The sequence below is a fragment of the Rossellomorea aquimaris genome (genome assembly GCF_020171925.1).
GTDB classification, from domain to species: Bacteria; Bacillota; Bacilli; order Bacillales; family Bacillaceae_B; genus Rossellomorea; species Rossellomorea aquimaris_F.
The window spans coordinates 503,544-526,142 of record NZ_JAIVAR010000001.1 but is presented as its reverse complement, the minus strand read 5'-3'; the positions used below and the strand labels follow the sequence as shown (position 1 = coordinate 526,142).

The following is a 22,599-nucleotide window of genomic DNA, read 5'->3' as shown; positions in this document are numbered from 1 at the left end:
ATCCATGAATGAAAGTGTATTATCCGTTCAGAATCTACATGTATCCTTCACAACCTACGGAGGAGAGGTAAAAGCCGTCCGGGGAGTGAATTTTCAATTGAATAAGGGCGAGACTCTCGCCATCGTCGGTGAATCAGGATGTGGAAAAAGCGTAACGTCCCAGAGCATCATGAGACTGATCCCCGACCCACCAGGCAGGATAACAGATGGTTCCATTTTATTTAAGGGACGAGACTTACTGCATTTATCTGAAAAAGAAATGAGAAATGTCAGAGGGAAGGATATTTCGATGATCTTTCAAGATCCGATGACAGCCCTCAACCCAACGTTGACCATTGGGGAACAAATCATGGAAGGCATTTTACAGCATGAACGTATTCCAAAGAAAGAAGCGTCCCAAAAAGCGATGGAAATGCTCTCTCTTGTCGGGATCCCACACCCAGAGGAACGACTGAAGCAGTACCCCCATCAATTCAGCGGAGGGATGAGACAGAGGATCGTCATTGCAATGGCCCTCGTCTGTCAGCCGGATGTGCTGATAGCAGACGAACCGACCACTGCCCTTGATGTGACGATCCAGGCCCAAATCCTGGAGCTATTCAGGGAAGTCCAACAAAAGACGGGCGTTTCCATCATCTTGATCACGCATGACCTAGGGGTGGTTGCTCAGGTAGCAGACCGGATCGCAGTCATGTATGCAGGAAAAATCGTCGAGGAAGGAACGAGAAGAGAGATCTTCTATAAGCCGCAGCACCCTTATACTCAAGGCTTACTGAAATCGGTTCCGAGACTAGACCTTGATGGAGCGGACCTAACGCCGATCACGGGGACACCGCCTGATTTATTTTCACCACCGGTCGGATGTCCATTCTCAGCCCGCTGTGAGTCGGCCATGGAAGTCTGCGACAGGGTGTATCCCGTCAAGACGGAGCTTTCAAGTGACCACCATGTGGATTGCTGGCTACAGGACCCACGGGCAAAAGCGATGCTTTCAACTATCAGCTATACCATTCGCTGATAGAGTGATAGAAAAAAATAATGAGGGGGAAGAAAATGAAAAAAGTATTATCAGTGTTTCTCGCAGGTTTACTATTATTCGTGTTGGCAGCCTGTACGGCAACGAAGGATGCAGGCAGTGACTCAAGCAAAGACGGGAAAGAGGATGGAAAAAAGGTGCTCTATTTAAACAATGGAGCAGAACCGACATCATTCGATCCGCCAATCGGTTTTGATTCTTATTCATGGACAGCATTGAACAACTTAATGGAAGGACTGACACGCTTAAACAAGGATCATGAGCCTGAAGGGGCGATGGCCGAGAAATGGGATGTGTCTGAAGATGGGAAGGTATACACATTCCACATTCGTGATAATGCCAAATGGTCAAACGGTGATGATGTAACCGCCGGTGATTTCGTGTTTGCATGGAAGCGCCTATTAAATCCAGAAACAGGTTCTCCGGCTGCATTCCTCGGGTATTTCATCGAGGGTGGTGAAGAATTCAATAATGGTGAAGGCGGAGCGGATGGCGTGATGGTCAAGGCAGTCGATGAAAAAACGTTTGAAGTGACGCTAACAAGTCCTCAAGCGTACTTCTTGAGTGTCATTTCCAACCCCGCTTTCTTCCCGATCAATGAAAAAGTGGCAACAGAAAACCCTGAATGGTACGCAGAAGCGGACACGTTTGTTGCAAATGGACCATTCAAGTTGACGGAGTGGGAACATGATAGCCACTTCGTGATGGAGAAGAACGAAGAGTATTGGGATGCAAAATCAGTAAAGCTTGATAAAGTCAACTGGGCAATGGTCAATGACTCGAATACTGATTATCAACTATACAAAACGGGTGAACTCGATACGTCAGATGTACCTGCCGACTTAAGTAAACAGCTTTTCGAAGAAGGGAAAGTGAATGTAGAAGACCAGGCAGGAACCTATTTCTACCGCTTCAACCTCGAACAAGAACCGTTCCAGAACAAAAACATCCGTAAGGCATTCGCGATGGCTGTCGATCAACAGCAAATGGTCGACTTCGTCACAAAGAATAAAGAAAAGCCAGCATATGGTTTCGTAGCAAGCGGATTCAGTGATCCTTCCGGTAACGATTTCCGTGAAACGAGCGGAGACCTTGTCAAAACAAATGTAGATGAAGCAAAAGCACTGCTGGAGAAAGGGATGGAAGAAGAAGGCTACAAGCAGCTTCCTGAAGTCACATTGACCTACAGTACAAGTGACACGCACCAAAAAATCGCCGAAGCACTTCAACAGATGTTCAAGGAAAACCTTGGTGTTGATGTGAAACTGGCGAATATGGAATGGAACGTATTCCAGGATGAGCAAAAAGCAGGGAAGTTCCAATTATCCCGAAGCTCTTTCCTTGCCGATTACGGGGATCCGATCAACTTCCTTGAAAACTTCCAAACAGGGCATTCCATGAACCGCACTGCATGGAGCAATGAAGAGTATGACAGCCTAATCAAGCAGGCAAAGAATGAAGCAGATGAAGAAAAGCGCTTTGAATTAATGTATAAGGCTGAGAAGATCCTGATGGAAGACATGCCGATCATCCCGATCCACTTCTATAATTCCGTTTACTTACAAGATGAAGATGTATCTGGAATCGTCCGTCATCCGGTCGGATATATGGAATTGAAATGGGCAGAAAAAAAATAAGATGAATGAAAGCGGAGTGGAGAAGATTCTTTCAGAGTAGAATCTCCTCCCTCTTTTTCTACTGAAAGGGGAAAGATCATGGTCATAAAAGCTCCTATGTTAAAACGAGGAGACACGGTTGGGGTGATTGCTCCTGCAAGTCCACCGAAACAGGAACTACTTAGGAATGCCCTTTCTTTTTTACAAGGATTGGGGCTTGTCGTAAAGATGGGGTCGAACGTCCATCATACATACGGTTATTTGGCAGGGAAAGACGATGAAAGGCTCGAAGATATCCATACAATGTTCCGTGATCAGGATGTTAAAGCAATCATATGTGCCTGCGGGGGATATGGTACGGGTCGTCTTGCAACACAACTGGACTATGAGTTGATTGCAAGGAACCCGAAGATCTTCTGGGGATACAGTGACATAACCTTTTTACATACAGCCATCCATCAGAAAACGGGACTCGTGACTTTTCACGGACCGATGCTGAGCTCTGATATCGGATTACAGGATGTTGATGAAAAAACAAAAGAAACCTTTCAACAGTTATTTGAGAGTAAAAGGTTGGAGTTTTCTCAGCAAACGTCCCCTATCCAAACCATCGTGGACGGCAAGGCAGAAGGCCCGGTCATAGGGGGGAATCTGACTTTATTAGTGAGTACATTGGGAACGCCTTATGAAGTTGACACCAGGGGGAGGATCTTATTCATTGAAGAAATCGATGAAGAGCCTTACAAAGTTGACCGCATGCTGAACCAGCTCATGATGGCAGGGAAATTCAAGGAAGCAGAAGGAATCATCGTCGGTGATTTCAAAAATTGTGAACCCGATAAACGAAAAGATTCACTCTCCTTGGATGATTTGCTTGATGAGTATATCAAAAAAGCAGGAAAGCCTGCTCTAAAGGGATTCTATATCGGTCATTCATCCCCAAGTCTTGCCCTTCCTGTCGGCTCAATGGGCAGGATTGATACTTATAGAAAGTCATTCACTGTCGAAAGCGGCATAAAGGAAGAGGTTGAATCACTATGAAAATTGTACATATCGAAACATTCCGTATGTCTGTACCCCTGCATACTCCGTTCAAGACTGCCTTGCGAACGGTGCATACGGCAGAAGGCATTGGGGTGAAGCTTATCTGTGACAACGGCATCAACGGCTGGGGGGAAGCCCCGCCGACCCTGGTCATCACCGGAGACAGCCTAAAGAGCATCGAATCAGCGATCCTTGATGTGATGAAGCCATCATTGGTTGGAAGAGACCTATTAGACCATGAATCAGTCTTCCAGGATATGCATAAGCTTCTCGTAGGAAACAACAGTGCTAAAGCCGCCGTCGACATGGCCATCTATGATTGCCTGGCTCAGTATAGTAAACTTCCACTCTACAAATATCTTGGCGGATACAGGGACAAACTCGAAACAGACTATACCGTCAGTGTGAACAGCCCTGCAGAAATGGCTGAGGATGCCTTGCTCTACAGTATGCGCGGGTTTGATGTACTGAAAATCAAAGTAGGTAAAGATGAGATTGGCACAGATATCAAACGGATCCAGGCCATTCGTCAAGTGATTGGGGAGGGGGTAAAGATCCGACTCGATGCAAACCAAGGGTGGGAAGCAAAAGCAGCTGTACGTGCGATACGAAAAATGGAAGATTTAAATCTTCAAATCGAATTGGTCGAGCAACCGGTCCCCGCCCATGATCTCGAAGGGCTGAAAAAGGTTACCGACAATGTGGATACACCCATCATGGCAGATGAAAGTGTGTTCACACCACAGCAGGCCTTTCAAGTATTGAAGACACGTAGTGCGGACCTGATCAACATCAAGTTGATGAAAGCAGGCGGAATCTATCAGGCACTAAAGATCAACAGCATGGCCGAGGTTTGCGGAGTTGAATGCATGGTGGGCAGTATGATTGAAACCCGGCTCGGAATATCAGCTGCAGCCCATTTTGCAGCAAGCAAGAAGAATATCACACGGTATGATTTTGATGCCCCACTAATGCTGTCTAATGATATCCTTGCTGGCGGTATTCACTACCGAGGAAAAACGATCACCTTCCCTGAGGCACCCGGTCTTGGAGTGAAAACAGTACAATTACATTCATAACATTGGAGGAAACCCTATGAACAATATAGCCGTAGTAAACGTCCCGGTGGCAACTGTATGGACTTCACCTGAATCAGCGCGGCCACTCGATGCACCCGCTGTAACCAATCGTGTCAACATCACAAAATGGCTGGACTCGCTTACATATGAAACAAGGCTCGCTCTCTGTGATGAGAACCGTATCCAATCACAGGCTTTATTCGGTCAGGAAGTACTCGTACTCGAAGAGAAAGAAGGCTGGTCCCATGTGATCGTACTCGATCAGGCATCGTCAAAGGATGAGCGGGGATACCCGGGGTGGATACCTTCCGTCCAGCTGGAGAAACCAGCTTCATCGATGAGACACGCAGGTTCATTTGCCATTGTCACGAGCAAGTTCGCGGATTTGTTAACGGGAGAAAAGGAAAAAGTACTAGAATTAAGTTTCCTTACCTCTCTGCCCTTGACCAGCGAAGAAGGGGAGCTGCTTGAAGTCAAAACCCCAATGGGAATCAATTATGTAAAGCGGAAGGATGTTACTATTTCAACCGATGCCGTTAAGGATTGTAAAGGGAGCGGAAGCGATATTGTGAAGTCCGGCGAAGCTTTCCTTGCCTTGCCTTATTTATGGGGTGGTATGAGCAGCTACGGGTTCGATTGCTCAGGATTCAGTTATTCCATGTGTAAAGCCAATGGTTACGTCATTCCACGGGACGCCGGCGACCAGGCTAAGGAAGGGGAAGAGGTATTACTGACTGATCTCAAACCTGGTGATCTCTTATTTTTTGCTTATGAAGAAGGCAAAGGTAGCATCCACCATGTGGCAATCTACTATGGTGACGGAAAAATGATCCACTCGCCGAACACTGGGAAGAGCATTGAAGTCATCACAATCCAAGGAACCTATTATGAAAAGGAACTTTGTGCAGCGCGACGCTATTGGCAGGAGACGGAGGATGCTTCATGACAAGGGAAAAGATACTTGAAGTCAGGAATCTCAAAAAAACCTTTTCTCTTGAAAAGGGAAAGGTCTTAAAGGCAGTTGACGATGTTTCATTTGATATTTACCGGGGTGAAACCTTTGGGCTTGTCGGTGAATCAGGATGCGGAAAATCAACAACCGGGCGGACGATCATCGGCCTCTATGAAGCCACTGAAGGAGACGTTCTATACAACGGGAGTAACGTTCATAAAATGACGGAGAAAGAGAAACGTTCATTTTCCAGCAGGATGCAGATGATCTTCCAGGATCCCTACGCATCACTGAATCCACGCTCCACCGTCCGTGAAATCATCGCTGAGCCGATGGAAGCACACGGATTATACAAAAATAAAAAAGAACGGGCGGAACGGATTTATCAGCTGCTCGAAGATGTCGGACTGAATCGTGATCATGCAAACCGTTACCCCCATGAATTCAGCGGCGGACAGCGGCAGCGGATCGGGATTGCCCGTGCGCTGGCGCTCGACCCGGAATTCATCATTGCAGATGAACCGATTTCGGCACTTGATGTATCCGTACAGGCACAGATTGTGAATCTATTGAAAAAGCTTCAGGAAGAAAAGGGGCTTACGTTTCTTTTCATTGCACATGACCTCTCTATGGTCAAGCATATCAGTAATCGAATCGGTGTCATGTATCTTGGGCACATCGTCGAGTTGACAGACAGCAAAGATTTATATAAAAAGCCTCTTCACCCTTATTCACAAGCCCTGCTCTCAGCCATTCCGATTCCAGATCCGGACATAGAGGATGAGCGGGAGAGGATCATACTGAAAGGGGAAATACCCAGCGCCATGAACCCACCGAGCGGCTGTGTGTTCCGCACCAGGTGTCCTGCTGCAATGGAAGCATGCGCGACGACTGTACCGAAATGGCAGGAGGTAGAGGAAAACCACTATGTGGCATGCCACCTGTATGACAAACAGATCCGAAAAGATCATGATGAAGTAGCGGCAACAAAATGACGAATCTAGAACACGAATTACAAAGGATTGTTGAGGATGGGGAAGGTCGGGTCACAATGGCCATCGACCTTCCAGATCACTCCATTCGTATAAATTCCGAAGAAAAGGTGTCTGCTGCCAGTTTAATCAAATTACCTATATTACTTCAAGGCTTCCGTCAGATAGAAGAGGGGTTATTGAATCCAGACGAGGTCATTTCAGTCCCACTACCAGAAAAAGTGGGTGGAGCAGGGATTCTTAGTCACTTATCACAGCATTCAAAGGTGACGATCCATGATTTGCTCACGCTCATGATCATCGTCTCGGATAACACGGCAACCAATCTTTTGATCGACCGCATAGGAATGGATTCCATCAAGGAGATCTGTGAATTCCTTGAATTGAAGGAAACACAGTTGAATCGTAAAATGATGGATTTTGAAGCGCTGCGCTCCGGAAAGAATAATGTGACGTCTGCACGGGATGTTCTTACTTGTTTAAAGACGATCGATCATGGAAAGATGTTTCATCCGACTAGCCGTGACGCCATGTCAAGAATGCTCCATCACCAGCAGTTCAATCAAAAGCTTCCTGCAAAAGTGAACCGGGACTTTGTCGATGTAGGGAATAAAACAGGTGAATTACCGGGGGTCGAGCATGATTGTGCCATTTTCCGGCACAAAGAACATACGTTCTATACAGCTGTATTGATTGATGGTCTCAGTGACAACGAAATAGGGAGCAGGATGCTGGTGGATATAGGGAAATGCCTGAATGATTATCTGATGAAAGAATACGTAAAGGAGTGAAGACTAACTCTTTTATGATTTACGAGGAACGTAATATAAAAAACGGTTTTCTTGCATCTAATGATATGCAAGAGAACCGTTTTTTCTTGATTGTAGGCAAATTGATCTAAAAAAGGCAGGTATTCCTTAATTCGAACTCAAACAGCTTGTTTTTTCAAAAGAAAGTGCTAAAAATTGCGCTAAAGAACAAATGTTCGTACAATGGAATTAACACATATATAAGGTGGTGCTGATCATGGCAAATAAGAAATGCACCTTAGAAGCTGAAGAGATGGTTAAACGATACGAAGAAGGCATGAGAACAGTGGAAATAGCAAAGCTTGCAAATGTTTCGGTACGTTATGTAAACTTAGTCTTGCGAAAACATAATGTAAAAAGAAGAGCAAAAGGCAGCTGGAAGCGCAAATATGATGTCAATGAGCACTACTTTAAGACCTGGTCGAATAATATGGCTTATATTCTTGGATTTTTTGCTGCAGATGGATGTATCAATAGAGATTTATCCTCGGTTAGTTTCTCACAAAAAGACATTGAAATATTAAAACAAATCAAGATAGAGTTGAATTCCAATCATCCATTCGTTCAGAATCCCAAGACAGGAGTATACATTTTGAATATCCATAGCAAAGTAATGAAAGATGATTTAATCAAGATCCATGGCATAAAACCGAATAAATCATTGAATCTTAAACTTCCTTCTATTCCAAAACCTTTTTTGAGCCATTTTGTTAGAGGTTATTTTGATGGTGATGGCAGCATTTACAAGAAAAGAAACTGTGTATGTATTGTATCCGGTTCGTTAGAATTCACGGAAGCCTTATACAACATATTTGTTACTCTTGATTTAGAGCCTAGGTTAAAATCATTTAGTAAGTATCACCGTATCTACATCACAGGATATGAAACTGTCACTAAATTTGCCGAATGGATTTATCACGTTAAAGGGTTATATATACCAGCAAAACACAAAAGGTTTATAGAAAAGCAGGCTTTCAAGAAGTTTTGAAAGCCTGCTTTTCTATATGGCATTCGTAAATAAGAGGGAGGTCGTGTTTTCTTTTTTAATTTACAACTTTACATAATACTTATTCTAGGAACCTAAATAAAAATCACGATTCTAGTCTCATATCAAAAGTATACTATTAATAATGAGACAAAATTAAAAATTTTCGTTTTGATCAGTTTTTTTCTTTATTAATATCCAAACTTGATTAACTTGATCAAGCCAACTATAATCCTTACTCAAACAATTTAATCAACATTATTTTCTCCGTAAATACTCATTACTCAGGCATTGCGTTGGTTTCATTAAAGTATCCTCATAAAAAAATCAGTATGAATTCAACGGATCCTTTATTCCAGCCACCCTGCCCATATTGACTCTAGTTTACATAATTATCTCTTATTTTCATTTTTTAACCTTACCTTGATCGCTGGATTGATTTTCATCAGTTCATCCACGAATGCTTTTTGATCTTTCGGTGAAATGAGCACCCGATCGTTTTGGTTATACGTAATTCTTAACCGGTCTAGCGACAACGCCGGGCTTGAAATCGGATTATTCGAAGCCTCTACCGCTCTGATCGTGTGAATCGACATGGTATATCGTATTGGTCCTGCTGTCACTTTCAAGACCTCTCCTTGGATTTCATAATACGTTGAAGCAATCAACCAGATGATGAGTAGCATCAGCGGTATCGCAATGATCCATGAGCCACGATCAGCATCATCCGCTCCCGGAATACGTTGCAATAGATCCCATTCAAGAAATGGGGATAACGTTGAAACGGCCATTAAAATCAATACACATAAAAGTCCAGGGAACAATATCTTTCCTTTTTTCGAATAAAACCTCATAAGAGCCCCTCCTTCTGACTTTATTTACGAATGAAGGGATCCAAAAGATTCATTCATAAAAGAAGCATAAAGAGCAAAGCCTCTTTATGCTTTCTGTTTTACTAAGTACTGTCTAGGAGACCCAAAGTAGATCACTTGATTAAATTCATCAAATACAGATTCAAAATAAATATAAATTGGTGCATCAAGAAGCCAAGGATAGTACGTATAATATCCCCGGTCCCCATTCACGATTGCTGATAGTGCCAGCGGGAGTTCTTTTTTAAAGATCATGAAGCGGACTTTTGACAGCCTTTCATCAAACTCCCCACCGCTTACATACACTTTTCCGAAAAGTGCATATTGCCCCTGTTCACGGCGCCACTCCCCTAAAACTTCGTCTCTCATCTGTCCATTGATTTTCTCTACATCATAATGACAGCCAATACTCAAGAATAAATCACCAGTAGCATCGGAATGAGTCAATGTGTACTTTCTGTTATCTACGGGATAAAAGATCGATGCGGGCGGCAAATACGTAACAGACAGTTTCTCAGGGTTGAATTCACTCATCCATAAGCCTCCTTCACAATTGGGCTTATGATACTATATGTCAATCGCCTACCTTCTGTGCTTCTGCCTATCTTCCTCATGCCAGTTTATTTTGATCAATGTCCATTTCCCATTTTCGTAATACCAATATGAGACTGCGGTCCCTATTCCGTCGGCTTTGTACGCACCGCTTATCTGCTGATATCCTTTTAACCCTTTACCGGACTTATCTTGTATCCTTGTAGGCTTATAAAAGGACGTAGGTAGTATCATCAATTCCATCGGTTCATTTAATTGACCTTCTGTATAGATCCCTAGCCGTTCATAATCTTCCTTCCGATCGCTTAGATCAACCGTATAGGATTGGTTGGTGTCTGTAAAGGTGATGGCTGCCTTATACTCTTCTTGAAATTGTCCTTGGATTGTGGGCTCGTCAGGCAAACCAAGGTCAAGTAACTTATTATCTGCAAGAGTGTGGAGATCCATATTGTAAAGCCCTCCGCTCCCTCCTGTGGCTGCTGAGTAAAGAAGATCTTTGATTCCGTCATGATTCAAATCGACAAACACAATTTTGGGCTCATAGCCAGAATCGTAGTCGATTCTGATTTCACTGCCATTCGATGTTTTGACTTCAGCCCAGATCTCCTTTAAAAATAGTGCGTCAGGTGAAAATGGGACTGCCATTAATTCAATCGTATCCCTTTTTCCATCACCGGTTACATCCTTGAAATAAGACTTTATTGTCATTTGATTGATTTTAGGTTGTTCTTCCACTTCTTCTGAAAAATTTCCTGCAATGGCGTGTAAAGATAAAATAAAAAAAGCACCAAAAGCAAACAATAGCTCTCTACGCATTATGGTCCACTCCTCGGTAAGATGATTCACTACTATCATCACCAATTCAGGAAAAAGTATGTAAAAAAGGCCAACTCTTCAAAGAGTTGGCCTTAAGTCATTGAACCTTATTGTTCTCCACTTTTCGTACCCGGCTTTTCATCCCAGCATTCAATCCCCTTCAACCCTTCGATTGAGTTGGAGTAGAACACTGGATCTTTTCCGGCTTTCTTTTGGGCACGATAATCTTTTAATGCGGCAAGCGCAATCTTAGCAAGTAGTGTAATGGCAATCAAGTTGATGACAGCCATGAGACCCATGAATAGGTCCGCCATTCCCCAAACAACGTCTAGTTTGACCACAGCGCCGAAAATGACCATTCCGATCACGGCAAGACGATAAATGAAGAGGGCTACAGGACTATACTTGATGAATTCAATATTCGTCTCACCATAATAATAGTTCCCAATCACTGAACTAAAGGCAAATAAGAAGATCGCCACTGCTACAAACGTATCCGCCCATGCACCTACATGGAAGCTGAGTGCAGCCTGTGTTAACTGGATCCCATCGATCCCTGTCGTATATTGATCTGAAAGAATGATCATAAAGGCCGTTGCAGTACAAATGATCAGCGTATCCGTGAACACGCCAAGTGTCTGGATGAGCCCTTGTTTGACCGGGTGTGAAACGCCTGCAGATGCTGCAGCATTCGGTGCACTACCCATACCGGCTTCATTTGAGAAGAGGCCTCGCTTGATCCCGAGCATGATGGCTGCACCGACACCACCACTGACAACTTCCCTGAGTCCGAACGCACTTTCAAAGATCAGTACGAACATATCAGGCAGCAGTGTGATGTTAGTAAGTAAGATATAAAGTGCTAAAATGATATACAGGATCGCCATGACCGGAACAAGGATCTGCGTGACATTTGCAATTCGCTTGATCCCTCCGAAAATGATGACAGCAGTCAGAACCGCCAAAATGATCCCCGTCGTTAAACGATCGAACGAATAGGCTCCTTCCATGGCAAGTGAGATCGTATTGGATTGCACTGAATTAAACACCAAACCGAAACAGAATGTGATGATGATGGCGAATAGGATTCCCATCCAGCGTGCATTCAGACCTTTCTCCATGTAATAGGCAGGACCACCGCGGAATCCGTCTTTTCCATCATTGACCTTGTAAATTTGTGCAAGCGTACTTTCGATGAAACTGGTCGCTCCACCAAGCAATGCGATCAGCCACATCCAGAAAACCGCTCCTGGTCCACCACCGGCAATGGCTGTTGCAACTCCGGCGAGATTCCCTGTACCAACTCGGGATGCCGTACTGATAGTGAATGCCTGGAAAGAGGATATACCTCTCTTCCCTTTGGAAGAAACAGTTGTCTTATCAGTAAGTAGTCGTCCCATTTCGGCAATATAACGGAATTGGACGAACTTTGTACGAAGTGAGAAATAAAGACCGAGGCCGACAAGACCTGCAATCAATATATATCCCCACATAAAATCATTCAACGTACCAAGGATTGAATTAAATAGCTCCATACATATATCCCCCTTCTGGTTGTAATAAAATGTAAATGTTTGAATCTACGTATGTTTACCCTTCATGACACTTACTTAATCTATCAAAGAAATAATTTTCTATCAAATACAAAATAGTATACCAATGAAAAAATATTAAAAGTTGTACAATCAGACCTTAAGATTGTACAACAATTCCGTATAGATATTCATTCTATATACACATCATCTTCCGTAACCGCTTTCACACCATGCCTCCTACTTCTGTAATCTGGGTAGTCCTCATAACAGAAAAAGACTAGGGGACCTCCCCTAGTCTTTCATTCATTCTTTATTCTCGATCGTTTTTTTGCAAATTTCCACTACAGGACCGCTGTCCGCTTCATCAAGGACGAATGATCCATTGGAATATCGATCATTCGGTCGTAGATCATTGATTGCGACGCTTTCTGTTCTGCCTTTACTACTGATCAGTTCAATGTGATCCACGTCTTTTACGATGTCAATGCCTGCTACTCGATGAGGGTTCGATTTCAACTCACGGAGCATGATGACGCCTCGTTTTGCACGAGTGGTCCTTTCAAATTCTGAAAGCTTCATTTTTTTCACGGCACCACGATGAGTGGCGAGGAAAACATATTCTTTCTGAGGATCGGTTATGACTTTACCAGAGACCACGTAGTCGTCGTCTTTAAGGTTTATCCCCTTTACACCGGCAGCCCTTGGGCCGACGATACTTACTTCTTCTTCCGCAAACCATAGGCCATAGCTCATATGAGTTGCAAGGAAGAGCTCTTGCTTCCCGTCTGTCAGGTGGACATCCACTAATGTGTCGTCCCCCTTGAGGTTGATTGCGACTAACGGTCGTGAATATCTTTGCGCTTTGTACTGTGAAAGCTCTGATTTCTTCGTCATACCATTCTTTGTGATAAATAAGAGGTACTGCTCTTCATTGAATTCCTTGATCGGAATCGCTTTTAATACTTGTTCATCCCGGTCGATCGGTACGATATTCCCTACATGTTGACCGAGATCCTTCCATCTGATGTCAGGCAGCTCATGGACCGGACAATAAATATAGTTCCCTTTATTCGTGAACACAAGGAGAACATCGGTCGTATTCATCTCGTACTGAGCCAGCAGTCTGTCCGTTTCCTTCATTGCAAGGTCCTGGCCGTTCGACGCTGAATATGATCTGAGGCTCGTACGTTTGATATATCCATCACTTGTAACGGTCACCATCACGTCTTCAGAGGCAACCAACACCTCAAGATTGATCTTGATTTCCTCTATTTCGGCTTCGATCTTTGTTCTTCGTGCATCAGCGAATTGTTTCTTGATCGCCTTCAACTCTTTCTTGATGACACTCAAAAGCTTGCTTTCACTTTCAAGGATCGCCGTTAATTCAGCAATCAGTTTCTGAAGTTCTTCCGCTTCATTTTGAAGTGCAGTGATATCGGTATTCGTCAGTCGGTATAATTGCAAGCTGACAATCGCTTCCGATTGCGCTTCAGTGAATCCGTATTGATCGATCAAATTGATCTTTGCATCCTTTTTATCCTTTGATGCGCGGATGGTCGCAATCACTTCGTCCAGTATCGACAACGCCTTCATCAAACCTTCAACGATATGCTGGCGATCGCTTGCTTTCGCTAAGTCATGCTTTGTTCGGTTCGTCACGACTTCTTTTTGATGCTCGATATACGCATCCAGCAAGCCTTGAAGACCCATTAGCTTTGGACGGCGATTATGAATGGCCACCATATTGAAGTTATAAGAAATCTGAAGATCACTGTTTTTATATAGGTAATTCAGGACACCGTTTGCATCTGCATCTTTTTTCAATTCAATGACGATGCGCAACCCTTCACGGTCTGTCTCATCCCGCACTTCGGCGATTCCTTCAACTTTACGATCCACTCTGAATTCATCCATTTTCTTTACGAGGTTCGCCTTATTTATTTCATATGGTATTTCAGTGATGACGATTTGCTGTTTGCTGCCTCGGATATCCTCCACTTCAGCTTTTCCTCGCACAACCACTTTCCCTTTGCCAGTCTCGTAAGCTTTTTTGATGCCATCCACGCCTTGGATGATCCCGCCAGTCGGGAAATCAGGGCCTTTCATGACCGTCATTAAATCGTCGACAGTACATTGAGGCTTTTCAATCCGCATGATGGCTGCATCGATCACTTCACCCAAATGGTGCGGTGGGATATCAGTGGCGTAGCCTGCGGAAATCCCAGTGGAACCGTTCACTAACAGGTTCGGAAAACGGGAAGGAAGGACGGTTGGTTCACTGGATGTATCGTCAAAGTTAGGAATGAATTCTACCGTCTTTTTGTCGATATCCCGTAACAATTCCATTGAAATTGCCGAAAGCCTTGCCTCGGTATAACGCATCGCCGCTGGGGGATCCCCATCGATGCTACCGTTATTCCCGTGCATTTCCACAAGGAAATTTCGCACTTTCCAGTCCTGGCTCATACGCACCATCGCATCGTAAACGGATGTATCCCCATGAGGATGATAGTTACCGATTACATTACCGACGGTCTTTGCGGATTTCCTGAATCCTTTTTCCTGTGTGTTCCCATCAACGTACATAGCGTAAAGAATCCGTCTTTGTACGGGCTTCAATCCGTCCCGTGCATCTGGTAATGCACGTTCCTGTATGATGTATTTACTATATCTGCCGAAACGGTCTCCAAGGACCTCTTCAAGAGGCAAATCCTGATATCGTTCTACCGTTGTCATGTATTACCCCTCCTCTTGCTCTTGGACCGTGATGTTTTCGTTTTCTAAAATGCTGCCGTCCTCTTCCAAACCGAATGCAACATTGCTTTCAATCCACTTCCGGCGAGGCTCGACTTTGTCACCCATCAATGTGGTGACTCTTCGCTCTGCTCGGGCTGCATCGTCAATCCTTACACGGATCAATGCTCTCGTTTCAGGGTCCATGGTGGTTTCCCACAATTGGTCTGCATTCATTTCACCAAGACCTTTGTAACGCTGGATCATGTATCCTTTTCCGATTTTCTTGATTGCCCCCTGAAGTTCTTCGTCCGTCCAGGCATATTCAATTTTTTCCTTCTTCCCTGTTCCTTTGCTCACTTTATATAGTGGGGGAAGGGCGATATATACTTTACCCGCTTCAACAAGCGGCTTCATATAACGGTAAAAGAAGGTAAGCAGAAGAACTTGTATATGTGCCCCATCTGTATCTGCATCCGTCATGATGACGATTTTGTCGTAATTGATGTCGTCCACATTAAATTCCGGACCGACTCCACCGCCGATTGCATGGATGATCGTATTGATTTCTTCATTTTTGAAGATGTCCTGCAACTTAGCTTTTTCCGTGTTGATGACTTTCCCCCGAAGCGGCAGGATGGCCTGGAATTTTCGGTCACGTCCCTGTTTGGCAGAACCACCGGCGGAATCACCCTCTACAAGATAAAGTTCATTTCTTTGAGGATTCCTCGATTGTGCAGGGGTCAATTTCCCAGATAGCACCGTTTCGGAACGCTTGCGCTTTTTACCATTGCGTGCATCTTCACGTGCTTTTCGTGCCGCTTCCCTAGCTTGTGCCGCTTTGATTGATTTTTTAATCAGAAGAGAACTGGTATCCGGATTTTCTTCCAAGAAGTAAAGAAGATGTTCTGAAACAACGGAATCCACTGCGGATCTTGCTTCACTTGTACCGAGCTTCCCTTTTGTCTGACCTTCGAATTGCAGGAGTTCCTCCGGTATACGGACGGATACGATGGCAGCGAGCCCTTCACGGATATCGGTTCCTTCCAGATTCTTATCCCTGTCTTTAAGGATGCCGACTTTACGGGCATATTCGTTAAATACCCTTGTCATTGCCGTCTTCGCACCAGCTTCATGCGTGCCTCCGTCTTTCGTTCTTACATTGTTGACGAAGGACAGGATGTTCTCAGAAAAGCCATCATTGAACTGAAACGCGAATTCAATTTCGATGCTATGATTCGTCCCTTCAAAGAACGCAACAGGATGAAGACTGTCTTTTTCTTCATTTAAATATTGGACAAAAGCTTGAATCCCGCTCTCATAGTGAAATATTTCTTTTTGCTCATGTCGTTCATCTATTATTTCGATCTTTAATCCTTTAAGAAGGAATGCAGACTCCCTTAACCGTTCACACAACGTATCGTAATTATAAGTGGTCGTACTGAAAATTTCAGCATCCGGTTTAAAGTGGATTCTTGTACCTGATTTTTTTGTTTTGCCAATTTTCTCGAGAGTCGTTTCAGGTTTGCCGCCTTTTATAAAGCGCTGCTCATATTTGGTTCCGTCCCGCTCGATCGTAACGACAAGCCACTCGGAAAGGGCGTTCACGACAGATGCACCGACGCCGTGCAGTCCGCCGCTCGTCTTGTAGCCCCCTTGTCCGAATTTCCCACCTGCATGAAGGACCGTCAAGATGATCTCGGGTGTCGGTTTCCCCATTTTATGCATACCAGTCGGCATACCACGCCCTCTATCCTGTACGGAAATACTGTTATCATTATGTATGGTTACTGTGATTTCATTACCGAAGCCTGCTAGTGCTTCGTCTACTGCATTATCTACGATTTCATATACTAAATGATGCAACCCTCTGGTGTCGGTGGATCCAATGTACATACCAGGTCTTTTACGGACGGCTTCCAAGCCTTCCAAAACCTGAATTGCATCATCATTATAAGCCATTGACTTTGTCTGGTTGGCCACGCACATTCCCCTTTCAAACTTCACTGTCCGATTTGCAACTAAAAGATCGGACTTCTGTGTTCTACCCTTTACTATAACACAAGAACACTTGTTCGGTTACCTGTTTTTTCGCATTTCAAGGTAATCCACTATGCTATATTGTAGCGTTTTATTTCAATTTCGCAAATCAAATTTTCTGATTAATCCCTTGATAAGAAGGGTCCGTCTCCGATTTAAAGGTGAGTCTTATCCGAAAAAAAACAAGCGGGAATCGCCGCTTGCCTCTGTGAGATTTATTTGGTTAAAGCATGTTCAACCTTAATACAGCGGTCCATAATCACTGTATATCCCCGCTCCTTCAAATATGAAAAAGCTTCCTCATTCACGACGCCAAGCTGTGCCCAAAAAACAGTAGCTTCAATCTGGTCAAATTCTTTTGCGATCTCCGGCAGGAATTCCTGACGCCTGAACACGTTGACGATGTCAACGGGGCCATCAATGTCTTTCAACGAAGCCACCGCTTTCACACCTAGTGCCGAGTCTATGGTCGGATTGACCGGGATTATCTCGTACCCTTGATCCTGCATGGCTTTGGACACAGAATAGGATGTTCGCGCTGGATTGTCGCTCAATCCGACAACCGCAATGCGCTTCGCTTCCTTCAAGATTTGTCCCATTTCTTCTCGGGATGGATTTTCTATCATATCGTGCACCGCCTTTTGAAGTTCTATGTATGCGTTCTAAAGTCCTATTCTATATTTATCTTAGCAATTCCTCTATTTCAGTCGAAATTTTCACTTAAATGTTTTTGTAATTAAATTCGATTGAATCAAGTTCCTCGATGGCCTCGTAGAGTTCTTTCGTTTTTACGACATTAAATTTATCATTCAACTTATCGATTAGATTTTCTTCGATTTCTAATATCTTATTCGTAGTTTTAATTAACTCTTCTAATTGGTTATTATTAATGACTCCATATGACCAGAAATCTTCTATCCCATATGATGTAGACGAACCCGAAGCAAAAGTCCTTCTACCTACCTTCATTCTCACTTCTTCCACCATGGCTGTTACTAGTTTAGGTAGCTGAATAAACCCCAAATGTTCGTCTTCACTAGCCCCATTTTGTGGAATATTATTTATTCTCCCACTAAGAAGATAGTGAATTCTTCGTTCGATATTCCAACAAACCATTAATATGGTTTCTATTAATTTACTCGCCTGAAGAGAAACGTCCAATGCCAGAAAACTACTTTGAGAATAAAATGCCTCATCTTTACGATCAAACAAAGGGTTATCAGAACTTTGATTTAACTGTACCTCAATACTTTGTTTCCATTGAGATAATCCATTCAATAGAGCTTCAATCATTTGGGGAATAGATCTGACGGACACTGGATCCTGTACGTTGTAAATCCCTTTTTGCTGGTTACTAAATTTCATCATAGTTTTAAATGTTTCTCGAAGATAGGGGTTTGAAGTTTGATTGACTATAAACTTAAAATTTGAAGGGTTAGACTTAGAAAGTGCAATCACTTTGAATGAATTTAGAATAATCCTTTTAAACAATTTCAACATTTGACTGGATATTGCCACAGAATATCCAATATGTACAAAATTCCCATTGATCAAGGATAAACCTTCTTTAGGCTTTAATGTGTATTTTTTTCTCAAATTCAAATTGCATAATACTTCACTTGCCCAATGAGCTCCAGGAATGACATCTCCACAGGAATAGCTGCTTAACCTTGGAACACGTGGAATGAATCCCTCTTCTAGTAAGTGAATTATTCTTTTAAATAGATCAGGGCTAATTCCTGTCCCCCCCATGCTAATGCTTTGAACCTTGGCATAATTTATACACCTTACTATGAAAGGATCGTAAAATTCGTTTATCCCTATGGAATGATTATTGATTAATTCGTTTTGAAAACTTATTAAGCTATCATGTGACAAATCTTGATCATCTAGGTGACCAACAAGTGTATTTAAACCATAGATTCTAGGTGGATTGGGTCGATTAATTACATGTTTTATTTGGTTGTATTCTTTTTCTAACAATTTCACAGATTTTACCCAGTCCTCTGGAATTTCGCTGTTTTCTATATGTGTAAGTAATTGGTGTAGTGTTTGCTTTTTCACTTTATGATCTACTCCTATTTATAAATGTAAAGTAAAGGGAGAATAAAAATAATAAAATGATAAATCCTGAAAAGATCATTCCATCAGGAGCAACTTTCAATGCTAGGTCCAAGATTCCAGGAAGATTAAAGTACTCATAATCAATATGATTGGAATTACTCCTTATTGCGAATGAGAACTGTGAAACCGAAGTGAAAAAGTCCACTAATGCGATTCCACCTATCGCAAATAAGATTATTTCTGAGATGGTTTGATTTCTTTTCACTAAAGTATTATTTATATCGTCTGCTTTCTCTTGACAATAAGCGACCTTTTTATTAATCATTTCTTTTAATCGATCAATTCTCCACTTTTTGATTAAATCATTTAAATAGACTTTTTTCTGTCCTTGAACATTAAACCATTCTTCATCCATAGTAATCATAAAAAAATTAACATTAAAGATAAGTTTATTAAGTTTCTTTCTCAACTTCTTTATACTTCCATGGTCTCTGCGGTCCGTAAATGTTTTTCCTATAAGCTCTGTGAGTTCATTATTAAACATTTCTAAAACTGAATAATAATATTGGCAAAGATGTATCGCTTCAATAATATATTTTTTTTGGTCATTCTCTTTCTTTTGGATAATGATGTTATGACCCCAGTTCAAGAATTTACCATCTTCTTGAAGAGTTTCATAAACTTCTGTCCACTCACCACCACCTAATGCCAACCAATTCAATATGTGTGTTTTCAAACCGTAAATATCTGTCCCATCATCAATCAATAATGTTCTATTCACCCATAAAGGAACTACATGGTCAATTAAGGGATGTAAATTTAACATTTTTTCATGATTTCTTATATGGATAAAATCATTGTTGAGTTCTTTAACAAACTTTACAAATAACTCTTTAAGATGTAACTTGAATAACTCTTGTACGACAAAGGTCATTAACTTATTTGAAAAGTCTTGAACACGTTCCGATTCAAGATCGTGATCATCAATACTTAATTCTAAAACTAAATTAGATATTCCATAATGAAAGATAATCAACTCAGAATTTATTGCTTTAAACTCAATCGAGGGGTTATTATGTCTAAATTTCGTCAAAGTTGATTCAATCAAATGCTCAGTATCGATTCTAAAGACAATATTGTTATCTTTATTCGCATCTTCTTGAATGTTCTGAAACTTCATTTCATTTTTAGAGTTGTCCACCCCTTTTATCCACGGGAAGGAACCATAATTTTTTTTTATAAAATTGTTCTTAACTTTTTCGAATTCACATTCTCGGTGTTTAATTTTTGAAGTATCTAATTTTAAATGAGAATAAAATGGCGCAACAAATAAATAGTTCACTTATCTACCTTCTCCTCGAATAAGCATATTTTTTCATTAAAATCTGTTCAACCACAATCCCCGTCATCGTTCCAAGTATCAGGCCGTTGTTCAGTATAGAAGCTACGACGACCGGTAGATCTTTAAAAGCAGAAGCTGGCACGAACATCGCACCCACACCGATTATCAAAGAAATCCCTGCGACAAAATGGGTACGCTCCAAGTGCTGCTCTTTCTGATATTCCCCGAGAGCAAGTCCCACCATCTTGATGAAGATCACCGTGGTGACGGCATAACCGACTGGTGCCGGTAAACTGGCAAATACATTCATCACATTAGGGATGAGGCTGAAGATGATGATGATGCCGCTTCCTGCTATGAAAGGAAAGACATTATACATACGGGTCGCTGCAACAAACCCAGCGGAGCCTGAAATCGGAACCGAACCGATGGCCGAGAAAATCCCACCTAGCATCTGATTGATCCCGGATGCAAACCCACTCTCTGTATACCGTTCATTCACAGGCTTTCCTTGAGATTTCATCACTTCCTCCATCACTCTGATGGAAGCAATCATATTCGTCGTTAACAAAAAGGTGATGAATATGGATGTGACGATGACACCAACATCGAATCTCGGTGCACCAAATGCGAAGATCTCAGGCAATGCAAACCAAGAGCTGGATACAGTAACACTTCCGCTGAGTCCCATTATGATAAAGATCAACCAGCCGGTAATTAACGCAAGTATGATGGAATATTGCTGAACCCACTTTACTCGATGACCAGAGAAATATAGCGCGACCAAGATCGTCAAAAAACTTCCCAAAAGGACCATTGGTTGGATTGCAGCCTCTTCACCATTGATTCCAAACATCCCTTTCACGAAGGAACCACTTAACTGCAAAATCAGTAGCATTAGGTAAATGAACGTGATGGTAGGGGTGAAGAGGGAGGTCAGTCTTTTTAACAGACCAGTCGAAGCCAAAATAAAAAAGATGATGCCGCTTATGATCATACCGCCCTGCAACACCGTCAATACATCATGATGACTGCTGTAAAGAGTCCCTGTAAAACCCGCATAAATGGCAAAAACACCCCACCATAACCCGGCAGGACCTTCATTGATCGGCAACTTATGACCAATCAAAGCTTGTATAAGGCTAGCGGCACCTAAGACAAAGATCGTTCGTTGGATGAACCCTGCCGTTTCTGCTGGATCCAACTGAAACAAATCAGCAATTGCAATGGGAGCAGCGATTGAACCTGCGATCATGAAAGCCACCCATTGGAGCGCCGACAGTATAAGATGCATATACATTTCACCTTCATTTCCTTTATGTAGAATGATTTCATTTTACCATAATTCGGTTGATTATCGTGCGGTTATACAAGATGTTATCTAGTTTTATGAACAGGTACTAAAAAATTCGGGATTTTCTCCCGTTTTCTTGTAAAACATGTTAAAATAAAGAACGCACTACATAATTAAAGGAGCAGTGATTATGATTTATGCCCTTATTCTTGTTATAGCTTATCTGCTTGGCTCCATTCCATCTGGGTTGATCATCGGGAAGAAATTCTATGGGATTGATATCCGTGAACACGGAAGCGGAAATCTTGGAGGTACGAATACCTTTCGGACACTTGGTGTGAAAGCCGGGATGATCGTCACGATCATGGATATTTTGAAGGGGACTGCAGCTACGATCCTTCCGTTGATCCTGAATGTTGAACCAAGGATGTTCATGCTAGTAGCCGGCATATTCGCGGTTATTGGGCACATGTATCCTTTGTTCGCCAATTTCAGGGGCGGTAAGGCAGTAGCAACGTCAGGTGGGGTTCTTCTGGGATATGATCCTCTACTATTCTTCATCTTGCTAGCGGTTTTCTTCCTGGGATTATACGTTTCCAAATACGTTTCTCTTTCTTCCATGATTGCAGCGATCATTGCATTTACGTATACATTGTTCACAGGGGATATCCCTCTGATGGTTGTTGTAGGTGTTCTCGCGTTCTTTGTCATCTTCAGGCATCGTGCAAACATCGTACGCATCAAGAACAAGTCTGAACCAAAAATTAAATGGCTTTAGAAAAGGAAGCGGTTTAAAACTAGTCATTTCAAGTTGGGAACAACGGGGAAATGAACAGTT

19 protein-coding genes are annotated in these 22,599 nt (G+C 42.6%); 9 read left to right on the top strand and 10 right to left on the bottom strand.

Going from position 1 to position 22,599, the window contains the following annotated elements; genetic code table 11:
- Positions 1 to 4 precede the first annotated feature (4 nt).
- The 8 genes from LCM10_RS02590 (at position 5) to LCM10_RS02555 (ending at position 8,516) form a co-directional block, all read left to right on the top strand.
- Positions 5 to 1,018: an ABC transporter ATP-binding protein gene (locus tag LCM10_RS02590; protein ID WP_224874426.1), complete on the top strand. Its 1,014-nt coding sequence runs from the start codon at positions 5 to 7 to the stop codon at positions 1,016 to 1,018.
- A gap of 35 nt (positions 1,019 to 1,053) precedes the next feature.
- The gene (locus LCM10_RS02585; RefSeq protein ID WP_263621358.1) at positions 1,054 to 2,673 is read left to right on the top strand and encodes a peptide ABC transporter substrate-binding protein; all 1,620 of its coding nucleotides are present in this window, start codon (positions 1,054 to 1,056) and stop codon (positions 2,671 to 2,673) included.
- 78 nt (positions 2,674 to 2,751) lie between these two features.
- Complete coding sequence (locus tag LCM10_RS02580; RefSeq protein WP_224874424.1) at positions 2,752 to 3,693, top strand: S66 peptidase family protein; 942 nt, start codon at positions 2,752 to 2,754, stop codon at positions 3,691 to 3,693.
- Positions 3,690 to 4,775, top strand: a complete 1,086-nt coding sequence (locus LCM10_RS02575) for a mandelate racemase/muconate lactonizing enzyme family protein (protein ID WP_224874422.1) — start codon at positions 3,690 to 3,692, stop codon at positions 4,773 to 4,775. The genes LCM10_RS02580 and LCM10_RS02575 overlap by 4 nt, the downstream gene beginning before the upstream one ends.
- 16 nt (positions 4,776 to 4,791) lie before the next feature.
- Positions 4,792 to 5,721, top strand: coding sequence for a C40 family peptidase (locus LCM10_RS02570; protein WP_224874420.1), 930 nt, complete (start codon positions 4,792 to 4,794; stop codon positions 5,719 to 5,721).
- Positions 5,718 to 6,722 (top strand): ABC transporter ATP-binding protein, encoded by a 1,005-nt coding sequence (locus LCM10_RS02565; RefSeq protein ID WP_224874418.1) that lies wholly within the window; start codon positions 5,718 to 5,720, stop codon positions 6,720 to 6,722. The genes LCM10_RS02570 and LCM10_RS02565 overlap by 4 nt, the downstream gene beginning before the upstream one ends.
- A complete protein-coding gene (locus LCM10_RS02560; RefSeq protein WP_224874416.1) occupies positions 6,719 to 7,510 on the top strand; it encodes a serine hydrolase in 792 nt (263 codons plus the stop codon). Before LCM10_RS02565 ends, LCM10_RS02560 begins: the two co-directional genes overlap by 4 nt.
- Before the next feature lie 235 nt (positions 7,511 to 7,745).
- Positions 7,746 to 8,516: an LAGLIDADG family homing endonuclease gene (locus LCM10_RS02555; RefSeq protein WP_224874414.1), complete on the top strand. Its 771-nt coding sequence runs from the start codon at positions 7,746 to 7,748 to the stop codon at positions 8,514 to 8,516.
- A 389-nt stretch (positions 8,517 to 8,905) separates the two neighbouring features.
- Here the strand turns inward: LCM10_RS02555 and LCM10_RS02550 are convergent, their stop codons facing one another.
- From LCM10_RS02550 to LCM10_RS02505, 10 genes are all read right to left on the bottom strand, one after another.
- Complete coding sequence (locus tag LCM10_RS02550; RefSeq protein WP_224874412.1) at positions 8,906 to 9,367, bottom strand: PH domain-containing protein; 462 nt, start codon at positions 9,365 to 9,367, stop codon at positions 8,906 to 8,908.
- A gap of 84 nt (positions 9,368 to 9,451) precedes the next feature.
- Positions 9,452 to 9,919 (bottom strand): staygreen family protein, encoded by a 468-nt coding sequence (locus LCM10_RS02545; RefSeq protein WP_224874410.1) that lies wholly within the window; start codon positions 9,917 to 9,919, stop codon positions 9,452 to 9,454.
- Between the two features lie 48 nt (positions 9,920 to 9,967).
- The gene (locus tag LCM10_RS02540; protein ID WP_224874408.1) at positions 9,968 to 10,753 is read right to left on the bottom strand and encodes a hypothetical protein; all 786 of its coding nucleotides are present in this window, start codon (positions 10,751 to 10,753) and stop codon (positions 9,968 to 9,970) included.
- Positions 10,754 to 10,860: 107 nt separating this feature from the next.
- Positions 10,861 to 12,288, bottom strand: coding sequence for an alanine/glycine:cation symporter family protein (locus LCM10_RS02535; protein ID WP_224874404.1), 1,428 nt, complete (start codon positions 12,286 to 12,288; stop codon positions 10,861 to 10,863).
- 303 nt (positions 12,289 to 12,591) lie between these two features.
- The gene (gene parC, locus LCM10_RS02530) at positions 12,592 to 15,024 is read right to left on the bottom strand and encodes a DNA topoisomerase IV subunit A (protein ID WP_224874403.1); all 2,433 of its coding nucleotides are present in this window, start codon (positions 15,022 to 15,024) and stop codon (positions 12,592 to 12,594) included.
- A gap of 3 nt (positions 15,025 to 15,027) precedes the next feature.
- On the bottom strand, positions 15,028 to 17,004 hold the full coding sequence (gene parE / locus LCM10_RS02525) for a DNA topoisomerase IV subunit B (RefSeq protein WP_318247464.1): 1,977 nt from the start codon (positions 17,002 to 17,004) through the stop codon (positions 15,028 to 15,030).
- A gap of 272 nt (positions 17,005 to 17,276) precedes the next feature.
- Positions 17,277 to 17,687, bottom strand: coding sequence for a CoA-binding protein (locus LCM10_RS02520; protein ID WP_224874400.1), 411 nt, complete (start codon positions 17,685 to 17,687; stop codon positions 17,277 to 17,279).
- A gap of 94 nt (positions 17,688 to 17,781) precedes the next feature.
- The gene (locus LCM10_RS02515) at positions 17,782 to 19,125 is read right to left on the bottom strand and encodes an aromatic amino acid lyase (RefSeq protein WP_224874398.1); all 1,344 of its coding nucleotides are present in this window, start codon (positions 19,123 to 19,125) and stop codon (positions 17,782 to 17,784) included.
- A gap of 1 nt (position 19,126) precedes the next feature.
- Positions 19,127 to 20,467 carry a hypothetical protein gene (locus LCM10_RS02510; protein ID WP_224874396.1) on the bottom strand — a complete coding sequence of 447 codons (1,341 nt, stop codon included), beginning with the start codon at positions 20,465 to 20,467 and terminating at the stop codon, positions 19,127 to 19,129.
- Between the two features lie 4 nt (positions 20,468 to 20,471).
- Positions 20,472 to 21,761 carry a purine/pyrimidine permease gene (locus LCM10_RS02505; RefSeq protein WP_224874394.1) on the bottom strand — a complete coding sequence of 430 codons (1,290 nt, stop codon included), beginning with the start codon at positions 21,759 to 21,761 and terminating at the stop codon, positions 20,472 to 20,474.
- 190 nt (positions 21,762 to 21,951) lie between these two features.
- Between LCM10_RS02505 and plsY the strand changes: the two genes are divergently transcribed.
- Positions 21,952 to 22,539: a glycerol-3-phosphate 1-O-acyltransferase PlsY gene (gene plsY, locus LCM10_RS02500; RefSeq protein ID WP_224874392.1), complete on the top strand. Its 588-nt coding sequence runs from the start codon at positions 21,952 to 21,954 to the stop codon at positions 22,537 to 22,539.
- Positions 22,540 to 22,599 lie beyond the last annotated feature (60 nt).

Bases quoted from the DNA above. Each gene is read 5' to 3' on its own strand.
- LCM10_RS02545 (WP_224874410.1), bottom strand. From the start codon at position 9,919: ATGAGTGAATTCAACCCTGAGAAACTGTCTGTTACGTATTTGCCGCCC.
- LCM10_RS02575 (WP_224874422.1), top strand. From the start codon at position 3,690: ATGAAAATTGTACATATCGAAACATTCCGTATGTCTGTACCCCTGCAT.
- LCM10_RS02540 (WP_224874408.1), bottom strand. From the start codon at position 10,753: ATGCGTAGAGAGCTATTGTTTGCTTTTGGTGCTTTTTTTATTTTATCT.
- LCM10_RS02565 (WP_224874418.1), top strand. From the start codon at position 5,718: ATGACAAGGGAAAAGATACTTGAAGTCAGGAATCTCAAAAAAACCTTT.
- LCM10_RS02585 (WP_263621358.1), top strand. From the start codon at position 1,054: ATGAAAAAAGTATTATCAGTGTTTCTCGCAGGTTTACTATTATTCGTG.
- plsY (WP_224874392.1), top strand. From the start codon at position 21,952: ATGATTTATGCCCTTATTCTTGTTATAGCTTATCTGCTTGGCTCCATT.
- LCM10_RS02580 (WP_224874424.1), top strand. From the start codon at position 2,752: ATGGTCATAAAAGCTCCTATGTTAAAACGAGGAGACACGGTTGGGGTG.
- LCM10_RS02560 (WP_224874416.1), top strand. From the start codon at position 6,719: ATGACGAATCTAGAACACGAATTACAAAGGATTGTTGAGGATGGGGAA.
- LCM10_RS02520 (WP_224874400.1), bottom strand. From the start codon at position 17,687: ATGATAGAAAATCCATCCCGAGAAGAAATGGGACAAATCTTGAAGGAA.
- LCM10_RS02570 (WP_224874420.1), top strand. From the start codon at position 4,792: ATGAACAATATAGCCGTAGTAAACGTCCCGGTGGCAACTGTATGGACT.
- LCM10_RS02555 (WP_224874414.1), top strand. From the start codon at position 7,746: ATGGCAAATAAGAAATGCACCTTAGAAGCTGAAGAGATGGTTAAACGA.
- LCM10_RS02505 (WP_224874394.1), bottom strand. From the start codon at position 21,761: ATGCATCTTATACTGTCGGCGCTCCAATGGGTGGCTTTCATGATCGCA.
- LCM10_RS02535 (WP_224874404.1), bottom strand. From the start codon at position 12,288: ATGGAGCTATTTAATTCAATCCTTGGTACGTTGAATGATTTTATGTGG.
- LCM10_RS02550 (WP_224874412.1), bottom strand. From the start codon at position 9,367: ATGAGGTTTTATTCGAAAAAAGGAAAGATATTGTTCCCTGGACTTTTA.
- LCM10_RS02590 (WP_224874426.1), top strand. From the start codon at position 5: ATGAATGAAAGTGTATTATCCGTTCAGAATCTACATGTATCCTTCACA.
- parC (WP_224874403.1), bottom strand. From the start codon at position 15,024: ATGACAACGGTAGAACGATATCAGGATTTGCCTCTTGAAGAGGTCCTT.